The organism is Propioniciclava sp. MC1595 (genome assembly GCF_017569205.1).
GTDB lineage: Bacteria > Actinomycetota > Actinomycetes > Propionibacteriales > Propionibacteriaceae > Propioniciclava.
Genome location: NZ_CP071870.1, coordinates 2,581,143 through 2,592,978, shown reverse-complemented (window position 1 = coordinate 2,592,978; position 11,836 = coordinate 2,581,143). Strand labels below are relative to the sequence as shown.

At 71.4% G+C, this 11,836-nt stretch carries 8 protein-coding genes; 4 read left to right on the top strand and 4 right to left on the bottom strand.

The genetic code is table 11. The features are described 5' to 3' along the window. Nucleotides 1-1,395, top strand: coding sequence for an amidase (locus tag J4N02_RS12540; protein ID WP_188332901.1), 1,395 nt, complete (start codon nucleotides 1-3; stop codon nucleotides 1,393-1,395). Between the two features lie 100 nt (nucleotides 1,396-1,495). On the opposite strand, the gene aceB is transcribed toward J4N02_RS12540, so the two are convergent. Next, nucleotides 1,496-3,103, bottom strand: a complete 1,608-nt coding sequence (aceB, locus tag J4N02_RS12535; RefSeq protein WP_188332900.1) for a malate synthase A — start codon at nucleotides 3,101-3,103, stop codon at nucleotides 1,496-1,498. A 31-nt stretch (nucleotides 3,104-3,134) separates the two neighbouring features. Beyond that, nucleotides 3,135-4,415 (bottom strand): isocitrate lyase, encoded by a 1,281-nt coding sequence (gene aceA, locus J4N02_RS12530; RefSeq protein ID WP_182815500.1) that lies wholly within the window; start codon nucleotides 4,413-4,415, stop codon nucleotides 3,135-3,137. A gap of 120 nt (nucleotides 4,416-4,535) precedes the next feature. On the opposite strand from aceA, the gene J4N02_RS12525 reads away from it, so the two are divergent. The 3 genes from J4N02_RS12525 to J4N02_RS12515 all read left to right on the top strand — a co-directional run bounded on the left by J4N02_RS12525 (nucleotide 4,536) and on the right by J4N02_RS12515 (nucleotide 8,817). Then, the gene (locus tag J4N02_RS12525) at nucleotides 4,536-6,020 is read left to right on the top strand and encodes a helix-turn-helix transcriptional regulator (RefSeq protein ID WP_243760800.1); all 1,485 of its coding nucleotides are present in this window, start codon (nucleotides 4,536-4,538) and stop codon (nucleotides 6,018-6,020) included. A gap of 44 nt (nucleotides 6,021-6,064) precedes the next feature. Beyond that, nucleotides 6,065-7,501: a threonine synthase gene (gene thrC, locus J4N02_RS12520; RefSeq protein ID WP_188332899.1), complete on the top strand. Its 1,437-nt coding sequence runs from the start codon at nucleotides 6,065-6,067 to the stop codon at nucleotides 7,499-7,501. Between the two features lie 101 nt (nucleotides 7,502-7,602). Continuing rightward, entirely contained in the window at nucleotides 7,603-8,817 is a 1,215-nt protein-coding gene (locus J4N02_RS12515) for a serpin family protein (RefSeq protein ID WP_188332898.1), read from the top strand. 133 nt (nucleotides 8,818-8,950) lie between these two features. On the opposite strand, the gene J4N02_RS12510 is transcribed toward J4N02_RS12515, so the two are convergent. After that, nucleotides 8,951-9,979, bottom strand: coding sequence for a 2-oxoacid:ferredoxin oxidoreductase subunit beta (locus tag J4N02_RS12510; RefSeq protein WP_188332897.1), 1,029 nt, complete (start codon nucleotides 9,977-9,979; stop codon nucleotides 8,951-8,953). Next, nucleotides 9,979-11,829, bottom strand: a complete 1,851-nt coding sequence (locus tag J4N02_RS12505) for a 2-oxoacid:acceptor oxidoreductase subunit alpha (protein WP_188332896.1) — start codon at nucleotides 11,827-11,829, stop codon at nucleotides 9,979-9,981. Before J4N02_RS12505 ends, J4N02_RS12510 begins: the two co-directional genes overlap by 1 nt. Nucleotides 11,830-11,836 lie beyond the last annotated feature (7 nt).

The following is an 11,836-nucleotide window of genomic DNA, read 5'->3' as shown; positions in this document are numbered from 1 at the left end:
ATGAGCATCGATCCGCACGCCCCCGCAGTCGAGGTCGCCCGGCGCGTCCGGGCGGGGGAGTGGAGCGCGGTCGAGGTGACCCGCACCGCGCTCGCCGCAGCCGAACGCCTCGACCCCGTCCTCGGCGCGTTCGCCGCGATCACCCGCGAGCGGGCGTTCGCGCAGGCCGCCTCGGTCGACGCGGCCGTGGCGCGCGGCGAGGACCCCGGGCCGCTGGCCGGCGTCCCGGTGCCGATCAAGGAGCTCACCGAGGTCGAGGGCCTCCCCTTCGAGGCCGGCAGCCGCGCGCTCGTCGGCAACATCGGCCGCCGCACCGACGCCGTCGCCCAGCGACTCGTCGACGCAGGGTCCACCACGCTCGGCACCACCGCCGCCCCCGAGTTCGGCTTCCCGGCCTACACCGAACCGGCCGGCCGCCTCCCGGCCGTCAGCCCCTGGGACACGCGGCGCGGCGCCGGCGGCTCCTCCGGGGGAGCCGCCGCGGCTGTGGCCGCCGGCATCGTCCCGATCGCGCACGCCTCCGACGGGGGCGGCAGCATCCGCATCCCCGCGGCGTCCTGCGGCATCGTCGGGCTCAAGCCCTCCCGGGGCGTCGTGAGCACTCTCCCCACCCGCACGCCCGGCCCCGGCCTGGTCTGTGACGGCGTCGTCAGCCGCACGGTCGCCGACACGGCGCTCGGCCTCGACGTGCTGGCCCCGGACGCCCCATGGGGCAGCCTCCTCGCCGCCCTCGACCGGGAGCCCGGCCGCCTGCGCATCGGCGTGACCACCCAGCCGGTCATCTCCGACACCGCCGCGGTCCACCCGGCCTGCGTCGCGGCCGCGACCACCGTGGCCGGCTGGCTGGCCGACCTCGGCCACGAGGTCTCGGACGCCCCGCGCGCCTTCCCCGCCGAGCGCTGGGCGGCCTTCGACGCGGTCTGGGCAACGGGGGCGGCCTCGATCCCGCTGCCGCCCGAGGTGGAGGACGAGCTGACCCCCATGACGTCCTGGCTGCGATCGCGGGGGCGCCGCGTGAGCGGGGCCGAGTACGCGCAGGCGATGGCCGCCATCCAGCTGCTTGAGTACGAGGTCGACCAGAACTGGGCCGGCCTGGACGTCGTCCTGACCCCCACGCTCGCCCAGCCGCCAGCCTTCGTCGGGGCGCTGCGCAACGACGCCGACCCGGCCGCAGACTTCGCCGCCCAGATCGACCACACGCCCTGGACGTCGGTGGCCAACCTCACCGGGCGTCCGTCGATCAGCCTGCCGCTGGTGCGGGCCGAGGTCGACGGCCAGACCCTGCCCATCGGCGTCATGCTGACCGGCCGCCGCGGGCGCGACGACGTCCTCCTCCGGCTCGCTGCACAGCTGGAGTCCGCCCACCCGTGGCCACCGGTGGCGCCGCTGGCCTGAGTCCGCGGCGTCCGGGCCCGGAACACAGAGGGCCCCCTCGCCCGCGCGCATAAGGAGCTACACGCGGGAGAGGGGGCCGTTCTGGGTTGCCCCGTGGCGGTCAGGCCACGTAGCGCTGGTACGCCGGCAGGGTGAGGAAGTCCGGGTACTCGTCGGCCAGGGCGACCTCCTGGAAGAGGCCGCGGGCGTCGTCGTACCGGTCACCCTCGAAGCGCTCGAGGCCGTTGAACACGTCGTCGAACACCTCGCCGAGCCACTCGGTGGTGACCTCGTTGCCCTCGACGGTCGTGACCCCGGCGTTGCGCCACTGCCAGATCTGCGAGCGCGAGATCTCGGCGGTGGCCGCGTCCTCCATGAGGTCGTGGATCGCCACGGCACCGTTGCCCCGCAGCCAGGCCTCGATGTAGCGGATGCCGACATCGATGTTGGTGCGGACGCCGGCGTCGGTCACCGTCGAGCCCGGGATCTCCAGGGAGATCAGGGCCTTGTCGTCGGGGACGACGTCCTCGCGGAGGCGGTCGATCTGGTTCGGGTTGTCCCCGAGCTTGGCGTCGAACACCTCCTTGCAGACGGGCACGAGGTCCGGGTGCGCCACCCACGAGCCGTCGAAGCCGTCGTCGGCCTCGCGGTTCTTGTCCTCGCGCACCTTGGCCAGCGCGTTCTCCGTGACCTCCGGCTTACGGCGGTTCGGGATGAACGCCGCCATGCCGCCCATCGCGCTGACGCCACGGCGGTGGCAGGCGCGGACGAGCTGCAGGGCGTAGGACCGCATGAACGGCACCGCCATCGTGACCTGCGCGCGGTCGGGCAGGACGAAGTCCTCGCCACGGTCGCGGTAGTTCTTGATGATGCTGAACAGGTAGTCCCAGCGCCCGGCGTTGAGGCCGGAGCTGTGCTCGCGGAGCTCGTAGATGATCTCCTCCATCTCGAACGCGGCCGTGATCGTCTCGATCAGGACCGTCGCGCGGATGGTGCCCTGGGGCAGGCCGAGGAGGTCCTGGGCCTTGACGAAGATGTCGTTCCAGAGGCGGGCCTCGAGGTGGCTCTCGGTCTTCGGCAGGTAGAAGTACGGTCCACGGCCCCGAGCCAGCAGCTCACGGGCGTTGTGGAAGAAGTACAGGCCGAAGTCCACGACACCGGCGACCATCGGCTTGCCGTCGACGAAGAGGTGCTTCTCGTCGTAGTGCCACCCACGGGGGCGGACGATGATGGTCGGCGTCCTCTCGGCGGTGACCGCGTACTCCTTCTCCGGGGAGGAGAACGAGATGGTGCCACGGATCGCGTCGTAGAGGTTCTGCTGCCCGCCGATCATGTTGTCCCACGCCGGCTGGTTGGCGTCCTCGAGGTCGGCCAGCCAGGTCAGCGCACCCGAGTTGAGCGCGTTGATGGTCATCTTGCGCTCGGTGGGGCCGGTGATCTCGACGCGGCGGTCCTCCAGCCCGGGGGCCAGGGGAGCGCCCTTCCAGCTGTCGTCGGCCCGGATGTGGGCCGTCTCCGGCAGGAACGTCGGGTCGGTGCCCTGCGAGATCGCCTCACGCCGGGCCTTGCGGGCGGCGAGGAGCTCGTCGCGGCGCTCGGTGGCCAGGTCGTTCAGCTCGACGATGAAGTCGACGGCCTCCGGGGTGAGGATCAGCTCCTCGCCCGGAGCGGTGTCGGGCGCCTGCTTGCTGAACCGCGGGTTGAAGTCAGGGTTGGTTCCCTGGGTCATGTGTTTTTCCCTTCCCGGTTGGGGCTGCCTGTCAGTGGAACTGCTCGGACTCGGTGGAGCCGGCCAGCGCCGTGGTGGAGCTCTCGGGGTTGACGATCGTGGCGACGGCGTCGAAGTAGCCGGTGCCGACCTCGCGCTGGTGCTTGGTGGCGGTGTAGCCGCGGGACTCCGAGGCGAACTCCTCCTCCTGCAGCTTCACGTAGGCGGTCATGCCCTCGCGGGCGTAGCCGTGCGCCAGGTCGAACATCGAGTAGTTGAGCGCGTGGAAGCCGGCCAGCGTGATGAACTGGAAGGCATAGCCCATGGCGCCCAGCTCGCGCTGGAACTTGGCGATCGTCGCGTCGTCGAGGTGCTTCTTCCAGTTGAACGACGGCGAGCAGTTGTAGGCGAGCAGCTGGTCGGGCTTCTCGGCCTTGACAGCCTCGGCGAACTGACGGGCGTACTCGAGGTCGGGAGTACCCGTCTCCATCCAGATCAGGTCGGCGTAGTCGGCGTAGGCGATCGCGCGGTCGATCGACGGCTCGATGCCGTTCTTGACCTTGTAGAAGCCCTCGGAGGTGCGCTCACCGGTGATCCACTTGGCGTCGCGCTCGTCGACGTCGGAGGTGATCAGCGTGGCGGCCTCGGCGTCGGTGCGGGCGATGATGACCGACGGGACGCCGGACACGTCAGCCGCGAGGCGAGCGGCGTTCAGGGTGCGCTCGTGCTGCTTGGTGGGGATGAGCACCTTGCCGCCCAGGTGGCCACACTTCTTCTCGGACGCGAGCTGGTCCTCCCAGTGCACGCCGGACGCACCGGCGGCGATCATGCCCTTCATGAGCTCGTACGCGTTGAGCGGGCCACCGAAGCCGGCCTCGGCGTCGGCCACGATCGGGACGAGCCAGTTGTCGACGGTGGAGATGCCCTCGAGGTGCTCGATCTGGTCGGCGCGCATGAGCGCGTTGTTGATGCGGCGGACGACGGCCGGCACCGAGTTGGCGGGGTACAGGCTCTGGTCGGGGTAGGTCTGGCCCGAGAGGTTGGCGTCACCGGCGACCTGCCAGCCGGACAGGTAGATGGCCTTGAGGCCGGCCTTGACCTGCTGCACGGCCATGTTGCCGGTCAGCGCGCCGAGCGAGTTGATGTAGTACCCGTCGCCCTTGTTGACCTCGTCCCACAGGATCTCCGAACCACGCTTGGCGAGGGTGAACTCCTCCTGCACCTTGCCACGCAGGCTCATGACGTCCTCGGCGGAGTAGTCGCGACGGACGTTCTTCCAGCGGGGGTTGGTTGCCCAGTCGTTGGCCAGGGATTCGGCGGTGATCTCCGACATGCTCTTCTCCTTATGTGTCGGTGGCTGCGTTGCCTCCGTGACTTCATCTTCTCGACGTCGAGATACAGCCGCCAGAGGGTTCCCATGTCAATTTCTGACGTTTTTCACTAGACTGAAATTGTGACTTCGTCGCCCTGGCAGCGCCGCCAGAACGCTCCTGAACCCGACCCGATGGACGATGCCTTCACCCTCGGGAGGCGGCTGAACGCCCTGCGCAAGAGCCGCCGGATGACCCTCGCCCAGGTGTCGGAGGCCATCGGCGTCGCGATCTCCCAGCTGTCGCTGATCGAGAACGGCAAGCGCGAGGCCAAGCTCTCCACCGTGCAGGCGCTGGCCAAGCTGTACGGCGTGACGCTGGACGCCCTCCTGGCTGGCCCGACCACCAAGCGGACCCAGCTCGAGATCGAGCTCGACGGGTTCATGCGCTCGCCGCTGGCGACCTCGCGGGGCCTCCCGCCGATCCGCGTCGGGCCGCGCACCCCGAACGACGTCCTGGAGGCGATGGTCGCGCTCCACCGCGAGGTGCTTCGCCTCTCGGAGCAGCACATCGCCACGCCCGAGGAGGCGCGTCGGGCGAACACGGTCCTCCGCGGCCAGATGCGCGACCGGGGCAACCACTACGGCGAACTGGAGGCCAAGGCGTCCGAGCTGTTGAGGGCCGTGCGGCACGACGGCGGGCCGTTCACGACCAAGGACGTCAACGCGCTCGCGCGCCACCTGGGCTTCGAGGTCCGGCACGTCGACGACCTGCCGCACTCGACCCGGTCGGTGATCGACCTGCGCAACCACCGGATCTACCTGGCCCGGCAGGCGTCCACGGTCGGCCACGACCAGCGCTCGGTGCTCCTGCAGGCGCTCGGCCACCACGTGCTTGGGCACACGCCGCCGGCCGACTACGCCGAGTTCCTCGCCCAGCGCGTGCAGACCAACTACCTGGCCGGCGCGATCACCCTGCCCGAGGCGGGGGTGGTGGCGATGCTGCGCGCCGGCGCCGACGCGCGCGACCTCGACGTGGGCGACATCGCCGACGCCTTCAAGGTGTCGTGGGAGACCGCGGCGCACCGCGTCACCAACCTGGCCACCCGCCACCTCGGGTTCCCGCTGCACTTCGCGAAGGTGCACGAGACCGGCACCGTGTACAAGGCGTACGAGAACGACGGCATCGTCTTCCCCATGGACCCGACCGGCGCCATCGAGGGCCAGCCGGTGTGCCGGCAGTGGGCCTCCCGGCAGGTGTTCGAGCGGGGCGTCGCCGAGGGCGAGGCGTTCCACCAGTTCACCGACACCCCGGCGGGCACCTACTGGGACAGCGTGCGGGTCGAGCGCACCGCCGGCGGGCGCTACTCGATCGCGCTGGGCACCGACTTCGTCAACGCCAAGTGGTTCCGGGGCCGGGACACCCGGGTCCGCACGCGCTCGACGTGCCCCGACGAGGCCTGCTGCCGGCGCCCTCCGACCGACCTGCTGGCCGCGTGGGGCGGGCAGGTGTGGCCGAGCGCCCGCGCGCGCACGCACATGATGGCCGCGCTGCCGCCGGGCGCCTTCCCCGGCGTCGACGAGACCGAGGTGTACACCTTCCTGCAGGCGCACGAGGCCGACGGCTGATCGGGCCCGGCCGGCGGGGCGACCCGCCGGTAGGCTCCTGCCTCGTGAAGTACATCTCCACCCGCGACGTCGACGGCCGGGCCCCGCTGCCGTTCTGCGACATCCTGCTCGAGGGCCTGGCCCCCGACGGCGGCCTCTACCTGCCCGAGAGCTACCCGAGGGTGGACGCCCCGACGCTGGCCTCGTGGCGTGCCCTGCTCGCCGACGAGGGCTACCCGGCGCTCGCCGCGGCCGTGCTGGGGCTGTACGTCGACGACATCGGCGACGCCGACCTGCGCGCGATCTGCGAGCGTGCGTACACCGCCGAGAAGTTCTCCGACGCCGCGATCGTGGGGCTGACGGATCTGGGTGACGGCGTCTCGCTGGGGCACCTGAGCAACGGGCCGACCGCCGCGTTCAAGGACATGGCGATGCAGCTGCTCGGTGAGCTGTTCGAGTACGAGCTCGAGCGCCGCGACCGCACGCTGACGATCCTGGGCGCCACCTCGGGCGACACCGGGTCGGCCGCCGAGTACGCGATGCTCGGCAAGGAGCGCGTACGGGTGTTCATGCTGACCCCCGCGGGCCGGATGAGCCCGTTCCAGCAGGCGCAGATGTTCAGCATCGACGACGCGGCGATCACCAACATCGCCCTCGACGGCGTCTTCGACGACTGCCAGGACCTGGTCAAGGAGGTCAACGCCGACCTGGCCTTCAAGGCCGAGCACTCCCTCGGCGCCGTCAACTCGATCAACTGGGCCCGGCTCGTGGCGCAGGTCGTCTACTACGTCGCGCTCTGGCTGCGCGCCACCGAGCGCGACGACGAGCGGGTCACGTTCGCCGTGCCCTCGGGCAACTTCGGCAACATCTGTGCCGGCCACATCGCCCGCGAGATGGGCATCCCGATCGACACCCTCGTGCTCGCCACCAACGAGAACAACGTGCTCGCGGAGTTCTTCGCCACCGGCGTCTACCGCGTGCGCGGGACGGCCGAGACCCTCGAGACCTCGTCGCCGTCCATGGACATCTCGAAGGCCTCCAACTTCGAGCGGTTCGTCTTCGACCTGATCGGCCGCGACGCGTGGGCGATCCGGCGGCTGTTCGGGCGTGACCTGTCCCGCGACGGGCTGTTCATCCTCACCGGGTTGCCCGAGTTCGTCGAGGTGCGCGAGCGCTTCGGCTTCGTGGCCGGCTCCTCGACCCACGCCGACCGGCTCGAGACCATCCGCGCCGAGGCCGCCCGCTCGGGCTACGTGGTCGACCCGCACACCGCCGACGGGGTCAAGGTCGCCCGCGACCTGCTCGCCGCCGGCGAGGTCACCGGCCCGGTGATCGTGCTCGAGACCGCCCTGCCGGTGAAGTTCTCGGCCACGATCGTCGAGGCCCTGGGCCACGACGTGGAGCGCCCCGAGCGCTTCGCGGGCCTGGAGGACCTGCCCCGCCACGTGCTGGCCCTGCCGAACGACGTGGACGCCCTCAAGCGCTTGATCGCCGCCGGCTGACCGCCCACAGCCCGCCTTCCGGCCGCCGACAGCCTGCGGCGACTGCAACGCGGTGCCCCTCCGGAGCGTGGATCCGGTGACGGACTCTCGAAGGAGCCCCCATGGACCGCCGCGATCTCTTCCGCACCGCTCTGGCGCTCGGGCTGGCCGCGTGGGCCACGGGGTGCGCGTCGGGCACCCCCGGCGGCCGCGTGGACGTCACCCTCGGGGTCGGCCCCACCCTCCCCGAGCCCCCGGGCAGCCTGTTCGGGCGCCTCGGCGACGCGCTGGTGTCCCAGCTGGCCACCGACACCGAGAACCTGGCGCTCTCGCCGTTCTCGATCGGCTCCGCCCTCGCGATGGTGCGGCAGGGCGCAGCCGGGGGGACGGCGTCCGAGCTCGACGAGGTGCTGGGGCTGGACGCCTCGACGCTGGCCGCCGCCGTGAACACCACCTGGCAGGCGATGACGGGCGAGGAGGGCGTCGAACTCGACGGCGCCAACGCGATCTGGGCCCAGCGCGACCACGGCTGGAAGCAGCCCTACCTCGACGCGCTCGCCGCGTTCGGCGCCCCGCTGCAGGAGCGCGACATCGCCGGCGACCCCGAAGGCACGCGCGCGCAGGTCAACGCGTGGGTGAAGGAGGTCACGCACGACAAGATCCCCGAGTTGCTGCCGCCCGGGCTGGTCACCGCCATGACCCGCATGGTGCTCGTCAACGCGCTCCGGTTCGCGGGGCCGTGGCTGCGCCCGCTGTTCGACCAGGGGGAGGCGCCCTTCCGTGCGCCCGGCGGCACGGTCCAGGTGCCGTGGCTCGTCGGCGGCGGCATGGGCCTGCCCTGGGTCGACGGCCCGGACGCCGCGGCCACCGTCCTGCCCATCCGCGGAGGCGGGTTCGGGCTCGCCCTGGTGCTGCCGGCCGAGGGCACCCCGGTCGCCGACGTGCTGACCTCGCAGACCCTGGCCGCTCTGCTGCGCGCCGAGACCGCGCCGGTCTCGGTCGGGCTGCCGAAGTTCGAGGTCCGCACCGAGGCGGCGCTGGCCGACGCGCTGGCGGCGATCGGCGTCCGGGACGCCTTCGACCCCGACCGGGCCGAGTTCTCGCCCATGACCGACCGTGAGCGGTTGCACATCGGGTTCGTCCAGCACCAGGCGGTGGTGGCCATCGACGAGAAGGGCATCGAGGCCGCGGCGGCGACGGCGATCGGGATGGAGGCCGGCGGCTCCGCCGGCCCGCCCAAGCAGCTCACCTGCGACCGCCCGTTCGGCTACGCGCTGGTGCACCTCGCCACGGCCACGCCGCTGTTCGTGGGCGTGGTGGCCGACCCCAGCGCCTGACACCGCTTGGGCAGGTGACGACGAGGACCTCGACCCCGAGACCGTCGACTGGTCGTGGCCGTCCGCCGACCAGCTCAGCGTCACGCCCGGCAGCCGCACCTGGGAGTGAACCCCGGGCGCGCCCCCGGCACGCTCAGATGACCGTCCACGTGTCGGGGCCCGACACCAGCCGCTGGAGGGCGGCCTCGCGGTCGGCGGGCATGGAGACCTGGCGCCGCGCCTCGTCGTCGAACACCGGGCGCGACACGTTGCGGAAGATCCCGATCGGGGACGCCGACAGGTTCTGCGTGTCGGTCAGCTGGGACAGCTCGAAGGCGAGGGTGGCGTCGGCGGCGTGCGCGTCGTGCACGACGATCGAGGCCGGGTCCACGTCGGAGGTCGCCTTCACGGCCAGCCGGCCGTCGGCGCCCCGCACCACGCACAGCTGGCCGCCGGCGTAGGTGATCGGCTCGCCGTGCACCAGCGGCATCACGGTGGGGGTGTTCTGCTCCTTGAGCGAGTCGAACGCGCCGTCGTTGAAGATCGGGCAGTTCTGGTAGATCTCCACCAGCGACGCCCCGCGGTGCTCGATCGCGGCCTTGAGCACGCCAGAGAGGTGCTTGCGGTCGGAGTCGATCGTGCGCGCGACGAACGAGGCCTCGGCCCCCAGCGCCAGCGTGACGGGGTTGAACGGGTGGTCCACCGACCCGGCCGGGGAGCTCTTCGTGACCTTGCCCGCCTCCGACGTCGGCGAGAACTGGCCCTTGGTCAGGCCGTAGATGCGGTTGTTGAACAGCATGATCGTGATGTTCACGTTGCGGCGCAGCGCGTGGATCAGGTGGTTGCCGCCGATCGACAGCGCGTCGCCGTCACCGGTCATCACCCACACGGCCAGGTCGGGCCGGGCCATCGCGACACCGGTCGCGATCGACGGCGCGCGGCCGTGGATCGAGTGCAGGCCGTAGGTGTCCACGTAGTAGGGGAATCGCGACGAGCAGCCGATGCCCGACACGATGACGGTGTTCTCGCGCTTGACGCCCAGCTCGGGCATCAGCGACTGGAAGGCGGCCAGCACGGCGTAGTCGCCGCAGCCGGGGCACCAGCGCACCTCCTGGTCGGAGACGAACTCCTTGCGGTTCAGGGGCTCGAGGGCCAACGGGATGCCGGCGAGTCCGGTGCTCATCACGCGTCCTTTCCGTCGATCACGTCGACCAGGTGGGGGGCCAGCTCGGCCGGGCTGATCGGCAGCCCGCGCACGCGGCTGTAGGACTGCACGTCGACCAGGTACTTCGCGCGCAGGATCATGGCCAGCTGGCCGGTGTTCATCTCGGGGACGACCACGCGGTCGTAGGCGCGCAGCACCTCGCCGGTGTTGGCCGGCAGCGGGTTGAGGTGGCGGATGTGCGTCACCGCGATGTTCCGGCCGGTGTCGCGCACGCGCTTGGCGGCGGCCGCGATGGGGCCCCACGTCGAGCCCCAGCCCAGCACCAGCACGGACGCCTCGCCGCTCGGGTCGTCGACCACCAGGTCGGGGATGTCGGCGACGATCCCGTCCACCTTGGCCTGGCGCAGCCGCACCATCTTCTCGTGGTTGTCGGGCGCGTAGGAGATGTTGCCGGTGCCGTCGGCCTTCTCGATGCCGCCGACGCGGTGCTCGAGCCCGGGGGTGCCCGGGATCGCCCACGCCCGCGCGAGCTTCTCGTCACGCAGGTAGGGCAGGAAGGTGCCGTCGGGGCCGTTCGGCTCGGTGGCGAAGCCCGGGTCGATGACGTCCATCGCGGCCAGGTCGGGGATGAGCCAGGGCTCGGCGCCGTTGGCGAGGTAACCGTCCGACAGCACGATCACGGGGGTGCGGTACCGCAGCGCGATCCGGACGCCCTCGACCGCGGTCGCGAAGCAATCGGCCGGCGACTGGGCGGCCAGCACCGGCAGCGGGGCCTCGCCGTGGCGTCCGAACAGCGACTGCAACAGGTCGGCCTGCTCGGTCTTGGTCGGCATGCCCGTCGACGGGCCGGCGCGCTGGATGTCGCACACCACCAAGGGCTGCTCGAGCATCACGGCCAGCGAGATCGTCTCCGACTTCAGCGCCATGCCCGGGCCCGACGTCGTGGTCACGCCCAGGTGCCCGGCGTAGGAGGCGCCCAGCGCGGCGCCGGCGGCGGCGATCTCGTCCTCGGCCTGGAAGGTCGTGACGCCCTGGTCCTTGGCGCGGCTCAGCTCGTGCAACACGTCGGAGGCCGGCGTGATCGGGTAGGCGCCCAGGAACAGCGGCAGGTTCGCCTTGGCGGCACCGGCCATCAGGCCCAGCGCGAGCGCCTTGTTGCCGGTGATCTGCCGGTAGGTGCCCGGCGGCACGGGGGCCGCGGCCACCTCGTAGCGCACCGCGAACGTCTCGGTGGTCTCGCCGTACGCGTGCCCGGCCAGGAAGGCGGCCTTGTTCGAGTCGCGGATGTCGGGGTCGCCGGAGAACTTCTTGTCCAGGAACTCCAGCGTGTGCTCGGCCGGGCGGGTGTACAGCCAGGTCAGGAGGCCGAGGGAGAACATGTTCTTGGCCCGCGAGGCGTCCTTGCGGCCGAGCTTGAACTGCTCGACCGAGGCCACGGTGAGGCCGGTGAGGTCGATGGCGTGCAGCTGGTAGTCGACCAGCGAGCCGTCCTCGAGCGGGTTGGTGGCGTAGCCGACCTTGGCCAGGTTGCGCTTGGTGAACTCGTTGGTGTCGGCGATGATCAGGCCGCCGCGCTTGAGGTCGGCCAGGTTCGCCTTGAGGGCCGCCGGGTTCATGGCCACGAGCACGTCGGGCTTGTCGCCGGGGGTCTTGATGTCGTCGTTGGCGAAGTGGAGCTGGAAGCTCGACACGCCGGCGATCGTGCCCTGCGGGGCGCGGATCTCGGCCGGGAAGTTCGGCAGGGTCGCAAAGTCGTTGCCGAGGCTCGCCGAATCGGAGGTGAACCGGTCACCGGTCAACTGCATGCCATCGCCGGAGTCACCGGCGAAGCGGATCACCACGCGGTCGAGTGTTTGGACGTCTGTCACGGGAGCG

Excerpts from the sequence above, each read along its gene's own strand:
- J4N02_RS12510 (WP_188332897.1), bottom strand. The coding sequence starts at position 9,979 with ATGAGCACCGGACTCGCCGGCATCCCGTTGGCCCTCGAGCCCCTGAAC.
- aceA (WP_182815500.1), bottom strand. The coding sequence starts at position 4,415 with ATGTCGGAGATCACCGCCGAATCCCTGGCCAACGACTGGGCAACCAAC.
- J4N02_RS12515 (WP_188332898.1), top strand. The coding sequence starts at position 7,603 with ATGGACCGCCGCGATCTCTTCCGCACCGCTCTGGCGCTCGGGCTGGCC.
- aceB (WP_188332900.1), bottom strand. The coding sequence starts at position 3,103 with ATGACCCAGGGAACCAACCCTGACTTCAACCCGCGGTTCAGCAAGCAG.
- J4N02_RS12540 (WP_188332901.1), top strand. The coding sequence starts at position 1 with ATGAGCATCGATCCGCACGCCCCCGCAGTCGAGGTCGCCCGGCGCGTC.